This window comes from Paracoccus sp. DMF-8, from assembly GCF_029309835.1.
GTDB lineage: Bacteria > Pseudomonadota > Alphaproteobacteria > Rhodobacterales > Rhodobacteraceae > Paracoccus.
In genome coordinates, this window is the sequence record NZ_JARJHL010000005.1 from 376,686 (window position 1) to 394,305 (window position 17,620).

Below are 17,620 nucleotides of genomic sequence, written 5' to 3' on the forward strand. Positions count from 1 at the left end.
AAGGAATAATGCACTCAACCCCCCAAAGCCCTGTCGGACGGCAGCGTTGCAGATGTGACAAAGCGCCCACCCCGACGCCACCCCGACAAAGCGGGCCGTGAAAGCCGGAAACCGTCAGGACAGCCACGCCCCCAGCACAAAGGCCAGGACCGCGATCCCGCCCCCCGCCAGCATCGGGACCAGCCAGCCCCGGCCATCGACGGGATCGGCGGGCTTGTCCTGATCCTCGCGCAGAAGCTGGCCCAGCATCCGTTCGACCGCATCGGGCATCAGGGGCGCATAGCGGCCGATGGTCTGCACCACCCGCAAACCGTCGCGCGCCAGCGATTTCGGCCCCAGATTGTCGCGGATATAGCTTTCGACGACAGGGCGCGCGACCTCCCACATGTTGATCTGGGGATTCAGCGACCGGGCCACGCCCTCGACCACGACCATCGTGCGCTGCAGCAGGATCAGTTCGGTCCTTGTCGCCATGCCGAAACGCTCTGTCACCTCGAACAGATAGGCCAGCAGGTTCGCCATGGAAATCTGGCTGGCATCGGCGCCAAAGATCGGCTCGCCCACGGCACGCAGCGCGCGGGCGAATTCGGCGCGGTCGCGGTCGGCGGGGACATAGCCCGCCTCGAAATGAACGCGGGCGACCTGATCGTAATCGCGGCGGATGAAGCCCATCAGGATTTCGGCATAGATCCGGCGGGTATAGGCGTCGATTTCGCCCATGATGCCGAAATCATAGATGATGACATTGCCGTTCGGCGCGACCTTCAGGTTGCCCTGATGCATGTCGCCGTGAAAATAGCCGTCGCGCAGGGCATGCTGCAGGAAAAGCTGCAGGACGCGGCGCCCCAGTTCGTCCGTGTCCAGCCCCGCTGCCTTCAGGCCCGCGACATCGCCCATCGGCAACCCCTCGGCCCAGTCACAGGTCAGGACGCGGCGGCCGGTCATGCCCCACGCCGGGCGAGGCACGTCCATGCCATCGTCGCCCACGGTGTTTTCCGCGAATTGCGATGCCGACGCCGCCTCTAGGCGCAGGTCCAGTTCGCCATTCACCACCGATTCGAAATGCGCCACGACATCGCGCGGCCGCAGGCGGCGGGTGCCCGGCACCAGCGTTTCGATCATCGAGGCGGCAAAGTGGAACGCGTCGATATCGCGGCGAAAGGCGCTTTCGATATTCGGGCGCAGGACCTTGACCGCAACCTCGCGCCCGTTGTCGGCGCGGCGCGCGCGATGGACCTGCGCGATGGACGCGGCCGCGACGGGTTCGGAAAACTCGCTGAACAGCGCAGCGACAGGCTGGCCGGTTTCGGCCTCGATGGTGCGGGCGGCGATATCGGTCGGAAACGGCGGCAGGCGGTCTTGCAGCATGCGCAGCTGATCGGCCAGTTCGGTGCCGACGACATCGGGCCGCGTCGACAGGATCTGGCCGAATTTGATATAGGCCGGCCCAAGCGCGGTGATGGCGCGCGTCACCGGCGGCAGGGCGGGATCGCCCTTGTAGCCCAGCCAGCGAAACGGCCAGCCCAGCACGCGGGCAGCGATGCGCAGGCGCGGCGGCGCCTCGACCGCGTCCAGCGCGACACCCATGGCGCCCGTGCGTTCGAATGTCGCGCCGGTGCGGATCAGGCGCCAGATGTTGTGCGGCCCGCGCATCTACAGTTTCCAGCCCGAATGCAGCGCGGCAATCCCCATCGAGAGGTTGCGCCATTGCACCCGTTCGAAACCGGCATCGCGGATCATCTGGGCGAATGTTTCCTGATCGGGGAATTTGCGGATCGATTCGACCAGATACTGATAGCTGTCGCGGTCATTCGCCACGACCTGCCCCATCACCGGAATGACGTTGAAGGAATAGCGGTCATACAGCCATTGCATCATGGGCACCGGGATCTGGCTGAATTCCAGCACCATCAGCCGCCCGCCGGGACGCAGAACGCGATACGCCTCGGCCAGCGCCGCCGGGATGCGGGTGACGTTGCGGATGCCGAAGCTGATCGTGTAGCGGTCGAACGAATGATCGGGAAAGGGCAGTGCCATCGCATCGCCCGTGACCCATGACAGGCGGTCGGCGAAGGTTCCGGCCTCGGCCCTCTCGCGGCCCTCGACCAGCATCGATTCGGTCATGTCGCAGACCGTGACACTGGCCCCCGGCGCGCGGTTCAGGAAACGAAACGCGATGTCGCCCGTGCCCCCCGCCACATCCAGCAGGCGCTGGCCGTTCTGCGGCACCAGCCAGTCCATCAGCGCATTTTTCCACAGCCGATGGACACCCACGCTCATCAGATCGTTCATCACGTCATAGCGCGAGGCGACGCGGGAAAAGACGCCATGGACCAGTCCGGCCTTGTCTTCCTCGGCGACGGTCTGAAAGCCGAAATGGGTTTCCTTGCGGTTCGAGTCGTTCATATGCTTGCCGTTCGCCTGTTTCGCGCCCAGTTATGTCGGCGCGGGCGCACCATGCGACGGATGAGGGGAAAATGCCAGAACTGCCAGAGGTCGAAACCGTCCGCCGTGGCCTGTTGCCGCATCTGGAAGGGCGCGGCATCGCGCGGGCCGAGGCCCGCCGCCCCGATCTGCGCCGCCCGCTGCCGCCCGATCTGGTGCAGGTGCTGACCGGCGCGCAGATCACGGCGCTGCGCCGGCGGTCGAAATATCTGCTGGCCGACCTGCATGATCGCGGCACCCTGCTGATCCATCTGGGCATGTCGGGCCGCATCCTGATCGAAGGCGCGGCAACGGCCGATCATCACCGCGACCCCGCGATCCTGCCGCGCCACGACCATGTCGTGCTGGTGAACGATCAGGGCACGACCATCACCTATAATGACGCGCGGCGATTCGGCATGGTCGATCTGATCGCGCCGGGGGCCGAAGCCGCGCTGTTCGCCGGTCTGGGGCCGGAACCCCTGTCCGATGATTTCGACGCCGACCGGCTGGCCCATGCGCTGAAAGACCGCGCCGCCCCGATCAAGGCCTTGCTGCTGGACCAGCGCACCGTCGCGGGGCTGGGCAATATCTATGTGTCAGAGGCGCTGCACCGCGCGGGCATCGACCCGCGCCGGGCCGGGGGCGGATCGGGCGCGCGCAGATCGAATCGCTGACCGCCCATATCCGCGACGTGCTGACCGAGGCGATTGCCGCGGGCGGGTCGTCCCTGCGCGACCACCGGCAGGCGACCGGGGAACTGGGCTATTTCCAGCACGCTTTCCGCGTCTATGACCGCGACGGCGCCCCCTGCCCGACGCCGGGCTGCACCGGCAGCATCCGGCGGATCACGCAATCGGGCCGCTCCAGCTATTTCTGCGCGACCTGCCAGCACTGATCCCGCTGCACCGCAGCGCACTGGCCAGCCGCGCCGGGATTTGATAGGAGAGCCGCGATTTATCCCGCCGCAGCCCTGCGGCAGACACCTGGAAAGGCAATGTCGCAATGGCATACCAGACCCTGATCGTTGAGATTGACGATTACGTCGCCCTGATCCGCCTGAACCGCCCCGAGGCGCTGAATGCGCTGAACCAGCAGTTGCTGTCGGAACTGGGTCAGGCCCTGCAAGAGGCCGACCAGAACGACAAGGTCCGCTGCATCGTCCTGACCGGCAGCGAAAAGGCCTTTGCCGCAGGTGCCGACATCACGGAAATGGCGGCGATGAACTATGACGACGTGCTGGTGTCGAATATGTTCGGCACGGAAATCGAGCCGATCACCAACACCCGCAAGCCGATCATCGCCGCCGTATCGGGCTATGCGCTTGGCGGCGGCTGCGAGCTGGCGCTGGCCTGCGATTTCATCATCTGTTCGGACAGCGCGAAATTCGGCCAGCCCGAAATCAACCTGGGCGTGATCCCCGGCATCGGCGGCACGCAGCGCCTGCCCAATGCCGTGGGCAAGGCCAAGGCGATGGACATGATCCTGACCGGCCGCTTCATGGACGCGGCCGAGGCCGAGCGCGCGGGCCTTGTCAGCCGCGTCGTGCCCGCCGCCAAGCTGCTGCCCGAGGCGCTGGCCGCCGCCCGCAAGATCGCGGAAAAATCGCTGATTTCCGTGATGGTCGGCAAGGAATGCGTCAACCGCGCCTATGACACGACGCTGCGCGAAGGCATCCTGTTCGAACGCCGCTCCTTTGCCGGGCTGTTCGCCACCGCCGACCAGAAGGAAGGCATGAACGCCTTTCTGGAAAAACGCGAACCGCAATTCCGCGACAAATAGATCCCGCTTGGCTTTGCGCCCGGTCCCCTGTATAGGCCGGGCCTGACATGCGCGTGGGCCCGCTTAAGGCGTGAAAAGAACCGTCCTGATCTGGACGGCGCCATTGGGTTTGCGCTGTTCGTTTTTTAAGATTGAACAGGACCGCACCCATGGCCAACTCGCCCCAGTCCCAGAAACGCGCCCGCCAGATCGAGCGCAAGACCGCCGTCAACAAGGCACGCCGTTCGCGCATCCGCACCTTCCTGCGCAAGGTCGAAGAAGCGATCGCCTCGGGCAATGCCGATGCCGCCCGCGATGCGCTGAAAGCCGCTCAGCCCGAACTGATGCGCGGCGTCACCAAAGGCGTCGTTCACAAGAACACCGTCGCCCGCAAGATCTCGCGCCTGTCGGCCCGCGTGAAAGCCGTCGGCAACGCCTGAGCGCGACTTTTGCAGGCGGTGCCGCAACGTCACCTGACGCTGTCGGAAAACCGTCGCAATTTTCATGAATCGGCCGGAAACGGCCCGCAGAGTGCATCTTTCGGATGCGCCCTTTTTGGTCGCATCTGCGACCCATCGCTAGACGCAAGGGGAAGTTGACAAGAGGCAAGCGCCTGTTTTCCGCAGAAAAATTCAGGCTGTCGGCAAAATGCCACGTCACTGTCAGATTCGCGGCGCCAAATTCATGTCAAGCGTGAAGATCGGTTGCCCCGCCCTTGGCGTTGGGGGTAGCTTCATCCCTGCGATTCACCTTCGCACCTGGGGGACATCGTCCGGCCACACCGGCTCTGCCAGCCGGTCCAGCGGGACAGGCCGGGATTCGCCAAACAGCGAACCCGGTCGTGAAGCTGATTTGACCGACTGCCATTGGTCCGTGCTTCCTGTCTGTAGTTTGACACACGGCCGCTTGCGGCCCTGACATCCTTCCCCCTGCGGAAGGTGCTGGGCCGATTTCGGCATGTGACATCTGCCCAAAACGCGAGGTTGCATCGCACCGCCGGTTTGCCCGGCGGGTTGGGGAAGCGATCAGACTTATAGAGAATATAGATGAAAAAAATCTGGGGGCAGGCGCGTGAGGAACTTGAGCGGATCGTCGGGGCGGACAATTTCGCAACCTGGATTGCCCCCCTCGACCTGACGGGCATCGACGACGGCACGGCGGTCATCGCCTGCCCGACGCGATTCCTGTCGGATTGGGTGTCACGCCATTACAGCAACGACATCCTGAAGGCGCTGGATATCGTGGGCCATCCCGCGCAGCGCGTCAGTTTTGATCTGACCACGCAAAAGACCGCGCGCATCCGCACCGCCCCCGCGCCCCGCCACCAGCCCGTGCCGGTGACCCTGCGCATGACCGGCCGCGGCGACGATGATCTGGCCGCGCCGCTGGACAGCCGCTTTACCTTTGACAATTTTGTCGTCGGCAAACCGAACGAGCTGGCCCATGCCGCCGCCCGTCGCGTCGCCGAAGGCGGCCCCGTGACCTTCAACCCGCTGTTCCTGTATGGCGGCGTCGGTCTGGGCAAGACCCACCTGATGCATGCCATCGCCCGCGAAATACAGATCCGCCAGCCCGAGGCGCGGGTGCTGTATCTGTCGGCCGAACAGTTCATGTATCGTTTCGTTCAGGCGCTGCGCGAACGCACCATCATGGATTTCAAGGAAATGTTCCGCACCGTATCGACCCTGATGGTCGATGACGTCCAGTTCATCGCCGGCAAGGATTCGACGCAGGAAGAATTCTTTCATACCTTCAATGCCTTGGTCGATCAGGGCAAGCAGATCGTGATTTCCGCCGACCGCGCGCCGGGCGAAATCAAGGATATGGAGGAACGCATCCGTTCGCGCCTGTCCTGCGGGCTGATCGTCGATCTGCACCCCACGGATTACGAATTGCGCCTGTCGATCCTGCAATCCAAGACCGAACAGTTCCGCGCCACCCATCCCGATCTGGTCATGGCGCCGGGCGTGCTGGAGTTTCTGGCCGCGCGCATCACCTCGAACGTGCGCGTTCTGGAAGGCGCGCTGCAACGGCTGTTCGCCTTTGCCAGCCTGATGGGCCGCGAAATTTCGCTGGACATGACCCAGGAATGTCTGGCCGATATCCTGCGCTCATCCGACCGCAAGCTGACGATCGAGGAAATCCAGCGCAAGGTCGCCGAACATTACAACATCCGCCTGTCGGACATGATCGGCCCGAAACGCGTGCGCACCGTCGCCCGCCCGCGCCAGATCGCGATGTATCTGTCCAAACAGATGACCTCGCGCAGCCTGCCGGAAATCGGGCGCCGCTTTGGCGGGCGCGATCACACCACGATCATGCACGGCGTCCGCAAGATCGAGGAGCTGCGCGGCACCGACCGCAGCATCGCCGAAGATCTCGACATGCTGCGCCGCCTGCTGGAAGCCTGAGAATTCAATCACCGGGGCGCCTTGACCGGCGCCCCGATTCCATTGAAATTGCCCTCCACTGAAATACCCCGCGATCCGGGGCAAAGGGACAGGGGACCGACCATGAAATTCTCGATCGAGCGTGCCGTTCTGGTCAAAGCCGTCGCGCAGGCGCAATCGGTGGTCGAACGGCGCAACACCATCCCGATTCTGGCCAATGTGTTGATCGAGGCCACACCCGAGGGCGTCAGCTTTCGCGCCACCGATCTGGACACCGAGGTCGTGGACCGCGCCCCCGCGCAGGTCGAACGTCCCGGCGCCACGACGGTTTCGGCCTCGATGCTGAACGATATCGCCCGCAAGCTGCCCGATGGCGCGCTGGTCCAGATCAGCACCGAAGCGGCCTCGGAACGGCTGACGGTGCAGGCGGGACGGTCGAACTTCAGCCTGGCGACCCTGCCGCGCGAAGATTTCCCGATCATGTCGACGACCGAATATTCCGCGAATTTCTCGGCCCCCGCGCCCGCGCTGCGCCGGCTGTTCGACAAGTCGAAATTCGCGATATCCAACGAAGAAACCCGTTACTATCTGAACGGCGTCTATATGCATGTCGCCCAGACCGAAGACGGGCTGGCGCTGCGTTGCGTCGCGACCGACGGCCACCGTCTGGCCCGCATCGACGCCCCCCTGCCCGACGCGGCGGCCGACATGCCGGGCGTGATCGTGCCGCGCAAGACGGTGAACGAATTGCGCAAACTGCTGGACGATGACGAGGCACAGATCGCGGTTTCCGTCAGCGAAACCAAGGTGCGGTTCGCCACGCCGACGATCACCCTGACATCCAAGGTCATTGACGGCACCTTCCCCGATTATTCGCGCGTCATCCCCTCGGGCAACAGCCGCAAGCTGGAAGTGGACGCGGGCGATTTCGCCAAGGCGGTGGACCGTGTCGCGACCGTCAGCAGCGAACGCTCGCGTGCCGTGAAACTGGCCTTGGACGAGGACCGGCTGGTCCTGTCCGTCAACGCCCCCGACGCGGGCGCCGCAGACGAGGAACTGGCCGTGGCCTATGCCGACGAGCCGCTGGAAATCGGCTTCAACGCCAAATACCTGCATGAAATCGCCAACCAGATCGAACGCGAAAACGCGGTCTTTCTGTTCAACGGTTCGGGCGATGCGGCGCTGATCCGCGAAGGTGGCGACACCACCGCCGTCTATGTCGTCATGCCGATGCGCGTGTGACGCTTTCCCGGCTGATTCTGGCACAATTCCGCAGTTGGGCGCGACTGGATCTTGATCCCGATTCGCGCCCGCTTGCCATTTACGGCGCGAATGGTGCGGGCAAGACGAATATTCTGGAAGCCGTCTCGATGCTGTCGCCCGGTCGCGGGTTGCGTCAGGCCCCGCCCGGCGATCAGGCCCGGCAGGGTCCGGGCGCGGGCTGGCGCATCCGCGCGCAGATCGGCGAACATCAGGTCCAGACCGGCGCCGCGCCCGGCACCCCGCGCGAGGTCCTGATCGACGACAAGCCCGGCCCGCAGGTCGCCCTTGGCCGGATGATGCGGGTGATCTGGCTGGTGCCCGCGATGGACCGGCTGTGGACCGACGCGCCCGAAATCCGCCGCCGCTTTCTGGACCGCATCACGCTGAGCTTTGCCCCCGGCCATGCCGAAGACGCGCTGACCTATGAAAAGGCGATGCGCGAAAGGAACCGCCTGCTGCGCGATCAGGTCGGGGACGCGGGTTGGTATCGCGCGCTGGAAAGCCAGATGGCCGCATCGGGCGCGGCGCTGACCCGCAACCGGCTGGACGCCATCGCCCGCATCACGCAATCGCAACAGGGCGCGACCACGGCCTTTCCCGCAGCGACCCTGACCCTGCTGCCCGGCGAGGGGTTCGCCGATGATGCCGACCCGGCCAGCATCGCCGACCGTCTGGCCGCGACGCGCGGGCGCGACATGGCGGCGGGGCGCAGCCTGTCGGGGCCGCATCGCGCCGATCTGGGGGCGCATTGGGGGCCGCAGGACATGCCTGCCGCGCTGTCCTCGACCGGGGAGCAAAAGGCGCTGCTGATTTCGCTGATCCTTGCCAATGCCCGCGCGCTGTCCGCCGAAAACCCGGTCCTGCTGCTGGACGAGGTCGCGGCCCATCTGGACTCTGACCGGCGGGCGGCGCTTTATGATGAAATCATCGCCCTGCCCGCACAATCATTCCTGACCGGGACCGGGCCTGAATTGTTCGACAGCTTCGGCCCCCGCGCCCGCTATCTGCAGATCACGCGCGCGGGCGACAGTTCGACCGCCCATGAAAGGGACCAGCCATGACCCTGCCCCCGGATCCGCCCGCGCATCTGCCCCGCCAACGTGTCACCCTGATCACCCCGGGCGTCACGGATCTGGACCGCGCCCGCGCCTTTTACCGCGATTGGGGCTGGCAGCCGCATGGCAGCTCGACGCCCGAGATCAGCTTTTACCAGATGAACGGCGCGATTCTGGCGCTGTTCGGACGCGATGCGCTGGCCGGGGATCAGGGGCGCGCGGGCGCGGAACTGGGCACCGGGGCAATGACGCTGGCCCAGAACTGCCCCGACAAGGCGCAGGTCGATGCCGTTTTCGACGCCGCATTGACCGCCGGCGCCGCCTCGCTGAAACGCCCCGAGGAGGTTTTCTGGGGCGGCTATTCGGGCTATTTCGCCGATCCCGACGGCCATGTCTGGGAAATCGCCTCGAATCCCTTCCTGCCGCTGGACGCGACCGGCGGCGCCACCCTGCCCGAGCAAAGCGATGGAATGGACGGGTGAGGCCACCGTCCTGTCAGGGCGCAAACACGGCGAAAACGCCGTCATCCTGACGGTGATGACGCGGGACATCGGGCTGATTTCCGGCATCGTTCCGGGCGGCGCCAGCGCCCGGCGCGCGGCCATGCTGCAACCCGGCAACCGCATTTCCCTGCGCTGGCGTGCCCGGCTGGAGGACCAGCTTGGCACCTTTCAGGCCGAACCCGCCCGCGCCCGTCCCGGCCTGCTGTCCGATGGTCTGGCGCTGATCGGGCTGAATGCGGTGACGGCGCTGCTTGGCTTTTCCCTGCCCGAACGCGACCCGCATCCGCGCCTGTCCGACGCGACCGAGGCGCTGCTGGACCTGATGGACCACGGCCCCGATCAGTCTGATGGCTGGCAGGGTGAAGGCTGGGCCATGTCCTATCTGTTGTGGGAAATCGCGCTGCTGGACGAATTGGGATTCGGCCTTGATCTGTCCAGCTGTGCCGTCACCGGCCAGCGTCACGGGCTGGCCTATGTCAGCCCGCGCACGGGCCGCGCGGTCAGTGCCGAAGGCGCGGGGGAATGGGCCGCGCGCCTGTTGCCCCTGCCTTCCGTTCTGGGCGGAACGGGCAACGGCGGGCTGACCGACGCATTGGCCATCACCGGCCATTTCCTGCGCGCCCAGATCGCCGAGGTTCATGCCGCGCGCCCCCTGCCCCCGGCCAGGGAAAGGCTGGTCGCGCGGCTGACAGGTCTTACAGCGGGGCGTCAGGAACCATCGCGTTGACGGGCTGCGCCACCATCTCGGGCTGGCGCGCGCTGGCGCCAAGTGTCGCGGGACGGCCCGGTTCAAGGTCAGATAGGTCGAACCGACCAGCTTCAGCACGCCGCCTTCCCAGACCGCGGTATTCGCCTGCGTCAGCGCCTCGAAATAGCGCTGCTCCAGACGGGTTTCCAGGCTGAGCTTGCAGCCCATGTCCGTCCGGGTCATCTCCTGGATGCGCATCTGGGGGAACTTCGTCGACAGCGTGCCGCGATAGCTGTTGCAAGGCCCCGACCCCGAGACGTTGCCGGGGCGCAGCGTCAGCAGGATGTTGCGGCCCGGCGCCGCGTCCTGTCCAATCCCGACCAGGACGTAATCGCCCATCGGAATGCCACCCTCGGACAGGGCGTCGGCGGGGGTCTTCGGCTCGCCGCAGGCCGTCAGGCCAAGGGTCGCGACCGCCGCGACCGTCAAAGCGAGAATGCGTTTCATGAACAGCTCCATTGGTTAATTCTGGTCCGGCCGGGGCCGGTTGGGCTGCACAATCCCATTGTGGCGGGGAAAAATCCAGTCAGCCCAACAGCCTTCTGGCAATAACCTGGGCCTGAATCTCTGCTGCACCCTCAAAAATATTCAGAATGCGTGCATCGCACAACACCCGGCTGATCGCATATTCCAGCGCAAAGCCGTTTCCGCCGTGAATTTGCAAGGCATTGTCGGCCGAGGACCAGGCGACTCGCGCGCCCAACAACTTGGCCATGCCCGCCTCGACATCGCAGCGGCGACCGTGGTCCTTTTCCCATGCGCTGAAGTAGGTCAGCTGACGGGCGATCATGATCTCGACGGCCATCATCGCCAGCTTGTCGGCGACGCGGGGGAACTCGATCAGCGACTTGCCGAACTGCTTGCGGTCGATGGCGTATTTCATGCCGATCTCGCAGGCCGATTGCGCCACGCCGACGGCGCGGGCGGCGGTCTGGATGCGGGCGGATTCGAAGGTCTCCATCAGCTGCTTGAAGCCCTTGCCCGGCTCGCCCCCGAGCAGGTTTTCACCACGCACGCGGAAGCCGTCAAAGCCCAGTTCGTATTCCTTCATGCCGCGATAGCCCAGCACCTCGATCTCGCCGCCGGTCATGCCGGGGGTCGGGAAGGGATCATCGTCGGTGCCCGGCGTCTTTTCGGCCAGGAACATCGACAAGCCCTTGTAATCACTGGTCGCGGGATCGGTGCGGGCCAGAAGCGTCATGACATGGGTGCGCTGCGCATGGGTGATCGAGGTCTTGTTGCCGGTCACGACCCAATCGTCGCCCTCGCGCACCGCGCGGGTGCGCAGGCTGCCCAGATCGGACCCGGTATTCGGTTCGGTGAACACCGCCGTCGACAGGATTTCACCCGAGGCAAGGCCGGGCAGCCATTTGGCCTTCTGTTCCTCGGTCCCGCCGCACAGGATCAGTTCGGCGGCGATTTCGGACCGCGTGCCAAGCGAGCCGACACCGATATAGCCGCGCGAAAGTTCCTCGGTCACGACGACCATGGATGCCTTGGATAGGCCAAGCCCGCCGAATTCCTCGGGGATGGTCAGGCCGAAAACGCCCAGTTCGGCCAGTTCCTCGATGATTTCCATCGGGATCAACTGGTCTTTCAGGTGCCATTCATGGGCGTTCGGGATGACGCGATCCTCGGCATAGCGGTGGAACTGGTCGCAGATCATTTCCAGATCCTCGTCCAGCCCGCTGGCGCCAAAGGTCGCGCGGCCGTGGTTGTCCTGCATCAGCGCGACCAGTTCGCGGCGGGCGGCGGGCGTGTTGCCGCGCATCAACTCGCGCGCAGCGTCCGAGGGCTGCCAGTCGACGCCCAGATCCGACAGTCGGGCGAATTCGGTCTGGCTCATCGGGATGCCGCCGGCGATCTGGGTCAGATATTCGGCGAAACCGATCTGCAGGATCAGCGTCTCGATCCGGCCTAACTGGCCCGATTCCTGCAAACGCGCGGCCCAGGCCGACAGTTGGCGCAGCGATTCGACATAGGTCACCAGCCAAGACAGCGCATGTGCGGCATGCTGATATTCCTCGAGCAGGGCAGCCTCGGGCTTGCCCGCCGGTGCGACCAGCGCACGCAGGGCCTCGGTCGCGCGCTGCTGCAACCCGTTCAACTCGGGCAGCACCGCCCGGGTCGCGGCAAGGGTTTCAGCGGAGGTCTGTGCGGGCGTCTGTGCGGGTTTGTCGATCACGGCGGTCATGGCGCTCATCCTTTGCGGCAACGCAGCGACTCCTAGCGCCTTCGCAGGTGCAGCGCAACTATAATGCGCAGACAACCATTCCAACGCATGAATATGTCGCCACCATTATGCGGCTTGCCTGTTCGCCGGGCATTCGGTCAGCTTTGATGGGAATCGGCGCAAAGCCGCATTATCTGTTGCCCCAACCGCCTGATGACGAACCGCCCGATGACACGGCCCCGAACCGGGCCATGATGCCCCGAGGAACCTGATGAAAATCGACGCCGCCGACCTGACCGCCCGCCTGATCCGCTGCCCCTCGGTCACCCCCGAGGAAGGCGGCGCGCTGGAACTGCTGGCCGGGCTGCTTTCTGATGCGGGGTTCGAACTGCACCGCACCGACCGCAACGGCACGCCCAACCTGTTTGCCCGGCGCGGGCCAAAGGATGCGGGCCGCAGCTTTGGCTTCAACGGGCATACCGATGTCGTGCCGACCGGCGAACCGGCCAGTTGGACCCACCCGCCATTTTCCGGGGTCGAGGTGGATGGCGTGATCTGGGGGCGCGGCGCGACCGACATGAAATCGGGCGTCGCGGCCTTTACCGCCGCCGCGATCGAAATGGCCGACCGCCTGCCCCCGGACGGCGCCATCGTCATGGCGATCACCGGCGATGAGGAAGGGCCAAGCCGCGACGGCACCCGCGCCATTCTGGACTGGATGGCGGAAAATGGCGAACATATGGATGTCTGCATCGTCGGCGAGCCATCGAACCCCACGACGATGGGCGAGATGATGAAGATCGGGCGGCGCGGTTCCATGAACATCCGCATCGCGGCCAAGGGCGTGCAGGGTCATGTCGCCTATCCGCACAAGGTCAGAAACCCGCTGCATGCGCTGATCCGCCTGCTGAACGACCTGACCGCGACGCCGCTGGATCAGGGGACCGCGCATTTCGACCCTTCGGGCGTGCAGGTCACGACCATCGACTGCGGCAATCCGGCGACGAATGTCGTGCCGGAACGGGCCAGCGCAACCCTGAACATCCGGTTCAACGACCTGCATACGGGCGACAGCCTGAGCCGCGACATTCAGGCCCGCGCCGCCCGCATCGCTGCGGAAACAGGCGTCGAACTGGCGGTAGATATCAGCATCTCGGGCGAATCCTTCCTGACCGAACCCGGCCCCTTCGTCGATCTGGTCCGCGCCGTCGTGACCGATGAAACCGGCGTCCAGCCCGTCCTGTCCACGACCGGCGGCACCTCGGACGCGCGTTTCGTCAAGGATCACTGCCCGGTGCTGGAATTCGGTCTGGTCGGCCGCTTCATGCATGAAATCGACGAGCGCGTGCCGGCAGACGAGGTCCGCCAGCTTGCCCGCATCTACACCACCATTCTTGAGCGGTATTTCGCATGATCGAGATTACGCGCGACCTGAACGCCTGCCGCGCCATCCGCCATCAGGTGTTCGTCATCGAACAAAACGTCCCCGAGGCACTGGAATGGGACGGGCTGGACGATGGCGCGATCCATCTGCTGGCCCGGCAGGGTGGCGAAGCCGTCGCGACCGCGCGGATCCTGATCGACGGCGACACCGCCAAGATCGGCCGTGTCGCAGTTCTGCAATCCGCACGTCGCACCGGTCTTGGCGCCGCGCTGATCCGCGCCGCGCTGGACGAGGCCGCCCGCCACCCCGGCCTGACCCGTGCGAAACTGGGCGCCCAGACCCATGCCATCGGTTTTTACGAAAAGCTGGGCTTTGCCGCCTTTGGCCCGGTCTATGACGATGCGGGCATTCCGCATCGCGACATGGCGCGCGCCCTGCCCCGCCCGCTGCCCCGTGCCCTGCCATGAACCGCCCCCTCATCCGTCCCGAACTGGTCGAGAAATTCCGCCCCTGGCGCGAGGTCGCAGCCGCCGCGGCCACCGTCGGCTTTGCCGTCTGGCTGTTTCTGCGCGGCGGATATTTCTTTCAATTCATAGGGCTTGCGGTTCTGTCCCTGGGCGCGGTCTGGCTGGTCAATGCGCGGCGCCAGATGCGGTTTCGCCGCGCCGTCAACGCCCCCGGTCTGGTTGAAATCGACGAAGGCGCGATCCGCTATCTGGCGCCGCGTATCCTTGGCGGCGAAATCCCCCTGCGCGATCTGGTGGAAATCCGCATGTTGCGCCTGTCGGGCCAGCGCCACTGGCGGCTGAGGACGCTGGACGGGCAGGCCCTGCTGATCCCGGTCGAGGCGGCGGGCGCCGATCATCTGGCCCATGCCTTCGCCGCCCTGCCCGGCGTGGACATGGGCCGCATCGCCCATGCGCTGGCCACGGACGGCCCGCCGATGCAGACCGTTTGGACGAGGCCCGCACAGCCCCGCTTGACTTGACCGCCCGGGCTTGCCACCTGTGACCAGCAAAGCCAGACGAAAGGCCCCCGATGTCCATTCCTCAGCAGGGCGGTGGCCCGATCGAAAATCCGCAGCAGCTTGCCGACTATATCGCCTCGGGCGAGAAACCGCGCGAGGATTGGCGGATCGGCACCGAACATGAAAAATTCGGCTATGACCATCAGAACCACATGCCCCTGCCCTATGAGGGCGACACCTCGGTCAAGGCCATGCTGGAGGGGCTGCAACAGCGCTTTGGCTGGGAACCCGTGCTGGAGGCGGGCCATATCATCGGCCTGACCCGCAACGGCGCCAATGTCAGCCTGGAACCGGGCGGGCAGCTGGAACTGTCGGGCGCACCGCTGGAAACCATTCACCAGACCTGCGACGAGGTGAACCAGCATCTGGCCGAGGTGCAGGAGATCGCCGATGGCATGGGCGCGGGCTTCATCGGTCTGGGCGCGGCCCCGGTCTGGCGGCTGGAGGACATGCCGATGATGCCCAAGGGGCGTTACCGGCTGATGACCGATTACATGACCCGCGTCGGCACGATGGGTCGCGACATGATGTATCGCACCTGCACCGTGCAGGTGAACCTGGATTTCGCGTCGGAACAGGACATGGTGCAGAAGCTGCGCGTCTCGCTGGCCTTGCAGCCGGTGGCGACGGCGCTGTTTGCCAGTTCGCCCTTTCTGAACGGCCAGAAAAACGGCATGAAAAGCTGGCGCAGCTGGATCTGGCAGAATCTGGACAAGGATCGCACCGGCATGCTGCCCTTCGCCTTCGAGGACGGCATGGGCTATCAGCGTTGGGTCGATTACGTCCTTGATGTGCCGATGTATTTTGTCTACCGCGATGGGCAATACATCAACGCGCTTGGCCAGAGCTTCCGCGATTTCATGCAGGGCAGGCTGCCCGCGCTGCCCGGTGAGGTTCCGACCCTGTCGGATTGGGCCGACCACCTGACGACCGTCTTTCCCGAAGCCCGCGTCAAGAAATTCATCGAAATGCGCGGCGCCGATGGCGGCCCGTGGCGGCGGCTGTGCGCCCTGCCCGCCTTCTGGGTCGGGCTGCTCTATGATCAGGGCGCGCTGGATGCGGCGACCGATCTGATCAGGGGCTGGGACGCGGAAACCCGCGATGCGTGGCGCGGGGTTGCCTGCCGCGAGGGCTTGCAGGGCGTGGTCAACGGCCGCAGCATGCAGGATCTGGCGCGCGAGGTTCTGGACATCGCCGAAGCCGGGCTGAAGGCCCGCGCCCGTCCCGGTGCGGGCGGTCTGGTGCCGGATGAGACACATTTCCTCAACACTTTGCGAGAGTCTGTGGACAGCGGCCGCGTTCAGGCAGATGAACTCTTGGACAAATATGCCCATGACTGGGCGGGCGACCTGAACCGCATCTATGCGGAGTACAGCTATTAAGGGGACATGATGCGGCGCTTTTTCATTTCCGGTTTCGAGCGTCTTCTCAGCGTCCTGACGATCCTGTCCGTGCTTGCGGTCGCGGCGCTGGCCGCCCGCATCGCGGTCGAGGCGCAGCCCGGCGACACCCGCCAATATCTGACCGCCGCCGTGATATTGGTCGGCGGCTGGCTGGCAGTGATCGCGGTTGCGGGCGTGTCCTTTCTGGCGATTGCCATGCATGACAATTCGCGCCGCATGATCGGTCTGATGGCGCAGGGCACCAAGGGCGCGCGTCCGCTGACCGCGACGCTCAAGCCCGAACGCGCCCCCGAGCGGATCCCGGCCAAGGCGCGGCCCGCCCCCTTGCCCGAAGCCAGTCACGACGCATGGGATGGTGAGGCGGATTTCGCGGAAACTGTCGCTGTCGCGCCAGCACCGCAACCTGTCACCCCGCAACCGGCGGCTGCGAAACCTGCCGCCGCCAAAGCTACCGCCCCCGCGCCGCAGCCAGCCCCGCAGCCCGTGCCGCAACCGGCTGAACGTTCGGTCTTTTCCGGCCGCGCCATGCCGCGCATCCATGCCGAACCCGCGCCCGAACCCACGCCTGCGCCGGTCGCGCAGCCCGGCGTGACAAAAGAAACGCCGGATGGCCCGGCACCCTCGTCAGCCTCCCCTGCGATACGCGCGCCCCGGCTGATCGCCGAGCGCCGCTTTCCACGCTAGGCCCTGACGACCCGTCGTGATGGCCGCGCGGCGGTTGCGCATGAAGTCGTCGCATGTTTCCCCGGCCCGGCACGGCTGGCGCAGAAAGTCCTGAAATCCGCGCGGCTCATGTTCCGGTTTGCTGCCCAGACACCGGAACAGGCGGCGCATTCAATCGCGTGCAGGGTCGGTTTCCGCGTCGGGCAACCCGCCCTCCGGCATGACGCCAAGCCCGCGAAAATAGATCTCGCCCGCGCTGGCCAGCATCTGTTCGGCGGTCAGGTCCCTTGCCTGGATCGGCGCGCCGCGCGTGAACAGTTCGACGATGCCGTGGCTGATCGACCAGAAGTGGTTCGCCACCAGCGAGGTCGACACCCGCTGACTGACCTCCACGCCCTGAAACAGGGCATCGGCCGCGCGATACAGGATCTGATAGGCATGCTGCGCCTCGGCCGAGGTGCGTTCGCCGTCCAGCGCGTTGCTGCCCGATTCGAACATCGCCATGTAAAGCCCCGGCCGTTGCTGCGCGAACAGCAGATAGGCGGTCCCAAGGCGCTGGATCGCGACGACGGGATGGGGGTCGCCCTGGGCATGGGCGGCTTCCAGCCTTTCGGTGAATTCGACAAAGCCCTGCCGCGCCACCTCGGCCAGCAGATCGTCGCGACTGGCGAAATGGCGATAGGGGGCGGCGGCGCTGACACCGGCACGGCGCGCGGCTTCGGTCAGGGTAAAGGCCAGGGGGCCCTTTTCCTCGATCAGGCCCACTGTCGCATCGACAAGCGCCTGTTTCAGATTTCCGTGGTGGTAGGTGCTGCGTGGCACGTCC

The 17,620-nt window shown here is 65.6% G+C and carries 16 protein-coding genes and 1 pseudogene; 13 read left to right on the plus strand and 4 right to left on the minus strand.

From position 1 onward, the window contains the following. Positions 1 to 114: 114 nt before the first annotated feature. On the minus strand, positions 115 to 1,653 hold the full coding sequence (gene ubiB / locus PE067_RS05370) for a 2-polyprenylphenol 6-hydroxylase (RefSeq protein ID WP_276188164.1): 1,539 nt from the start codon (positions 1,651 to 1,653) through the stop codon (positions 115 to 117). Further along, the gene (gene ubiE / locus PE067_RS05375) at positions 1,654 to 2,406 is read right to left on the minus strand and encodes a bifunctional demethylmenaquinone methyltransferase/2-methoxy-6-polyprenyl-1,4-benzoquinol methylase UbiE (protein WP_276188165.1); all 753 of its coding nucleotides are present in this window, start codon (positions 2,404 to 2,406) and stop codon (positions 1,654 to 1,656) included. 71 nt (positions 2,407 to 2,477) lie between these two features. Here ubiE and mutM point away from each other — a divergent pair. From mutM to recO, 8 genes and pseudogenes are all read left to right on the plus strand, one after another. Continuing rightward, positions 2,478 to 3,322: pseudogene (gene mutM / locus PE067_RS05380) on the plus strand (bifunctional DNA-formamidopyrimidine glycosylase/DNA-(apurinic or apyrimidinic site) lyase). Positions 3,323 to 3,429: 107 nt separating this feature from the next. After that, entirely contained in the window at positions 3,430 to 4,206 is a 777-nt protein-coding gene (locus tag PE067_RS05385) for an enoyl-CoA hydratase (RefSeq protein WP_276188166.1), read from the plus strand. Positions 4,207 to 4,355: 149 nt separating this feature from the next. Next, on the plus strand, positions 4,356 to 4,625 hold the full coding sequence (gene rpsT, locus PE067_RS05390) for a 30S ribosomal protein S20 (protein WP_276188167.1): 270 nt from the start codon (positions 4,356 to 4,358) through the stop codon (positions 4,623 to 4,625). A 606-nt stretch (positions 4,626 to 5,231) separates the two neighbouring features. Continuing rightward, complete coding sequence (gene dnaA / locus PE067_RS05395; protein WP_276188168.1) at positions 5,232 to 6,596, plus strand: chromosomal replication initiator protein DnaA; 1,365 nt, start codon at positions 5,232 to 5,234, stop codon at positions 6,594 to 6,596. Positions 6,597 to 6,698: 102 nt separating this feature from the next. Further along, complete coding sequence (gene dnaN, locus PE067_RS05400; protein ID WP_276188169.1) at positions 6,699 to 7,817, plus strand: DNA polymerase III subunit beta; 1,119 nt, start codon at positions 6,699 to 6,701, stop codon at positions 7,815 to 7,817. Further along, on the plus strand, positions 7,814 to 8,899 hold the full coding sequence (gene recF, locus PE067_RS05405; RefSeq protein ID WP_276188170.1) for a DNA replication/repair protein RecF: 1,086 nt from the start codon (positions 7,814 to 7,816) through the stop codon (positions 8,897 to 8,899). Before dnaN ends, recF begins: the two co-directional genes overlap by 4 nt. A 26-nt stretch (positions 8,900 to 8,925) precedes the next feature. Next, positions 8,926 to 9,375 (plus strand): VOC family protein, encoded by a 450-nt coding sequence (locus PE067_RS05410; RefSeq protein ID WP_276188305.1) that lies wholly within the window; start codon positions 8,926 to 8,928, stop codon positions 9,373 to 9,375. Further along, positions 9,359 to 10,123 (plus strand): DNA repair protein RecO, encoded by a 765-nt coding sequence (gene recO / locus PE067_RS05415; RefSeq protein WP_276188171.1) that lies wholly within the window; start codon positions 9,359 to 9,361, stop codon positions 10,121 to 10,123. The genes PE067_RS05410 and recO overlap by 17 nt, the downstream gene beginning before the upstream one ends. Before the next feature lie 547 nt (positions 10,124 to 10,670). On the opposite strand, the gene PE067_RS05420 is transcribed toward recO, so the two are convergent. Then, complete coding sequence (locus PE067_RS05420) at positions 10,671 to 12,329, minus strand: acyl-CoA/acyl-ACP dehydrogenase (protein ID WP_276188307.1); 1,659 nt, start codon at positions 12,327 to 12,329, stop codon at positions 10,671 to 10,673. A 259-nt stretch (positions 12,330 to 12,588) separates the two neighbouring features. Here PE067_RS05420 and dapE point away from each other — a divergent pair, with 259 nt between their 5' ends. The 5 genes from dapE to PE067_RS05445 are packed head-to-tail and all read left to right on the plus strand — an operon-like array spanning position 12,589 to position 16,815. Then, positions 12,589 to 13,731, plus strand: coding sequence for a succinyl-diaminopimelate desuccinylase (gene dapE / locus PE067_RS05425; protein ID WP_276188172.1), 1,143 nt, complete (start codon positions 12,589 to 12,591; stop codon positions 13,729 to 13,731). Then, a complete protein-coding gene (locus PE067_RS05430; RefSeq protein ID WP_276188173.1) occupies positions 13,728 to 14,168 on the plus strand; it encodes a GNAT family N-acetyltransferase in 441 nt (146 codons plus the stop codon). Before dapE ends, PE067_RS05430 begins: the two co-directional genes overlap by 4 nt. Then, positions 14,165 to 14,689, plus strand: a complete 525-nt coding sequence (locus PE067_RS05435) for a hypothetical protein (protein ID WP_276188174.1) — start codon at positions 14,165 to 14,167, stop codon at positions 14,687 to 14,689. Before PE067_RS05430 ends, PE067_RS05435 begins: the two co-directional genes overlap by 4 nt. Before the next feature lie 50 nt (positions 14,690 to 14,739). Continuing rightward, positions 14,740 to 16,110: a glutamate--cysteine ligase gene (locus PE067_RS05440; protein WP_276188175.1), complete on the plus strand. Its 1,371-nt coding sequence runs from the start codon at positions 14,740 to 14,742 to the stop codon at positions 16,108 to 16,110. Positions 16,111 to 16,119: 9 nt separating this feature from the next. Then, positions 16,120 to 16,815: a hypothetical protein gene (locus PE067_RS05445; protein ID WP_276188176.1), complete on the plus strand. Its 696-nt coding sequence runs from the start codon at positions 16,120 to 16,122 to the stop codon at positions 16,813 to 16,815. A gap of 150 nt (positions 16,816 to 16,965) precedes the next feature. On the opposite strand, the gene PE067_RS05450 is transcribed toward PE067_RS05445, so the two are convergent. Continuing rightward, positions 16,966 to 17,616: a TetR/AcrR family transcriptional regulator gene (locus PE067_RS05450; protein ID WP_276188177.1), complete on the minus strand. Its 651-nt coding sequence runs from the start codon at positions 17,614 to 17,616 to the stop codon at positions 16,966 to 16,968. Positions 17,617 to 17,620: the final 4 nt, after the last annotated feature.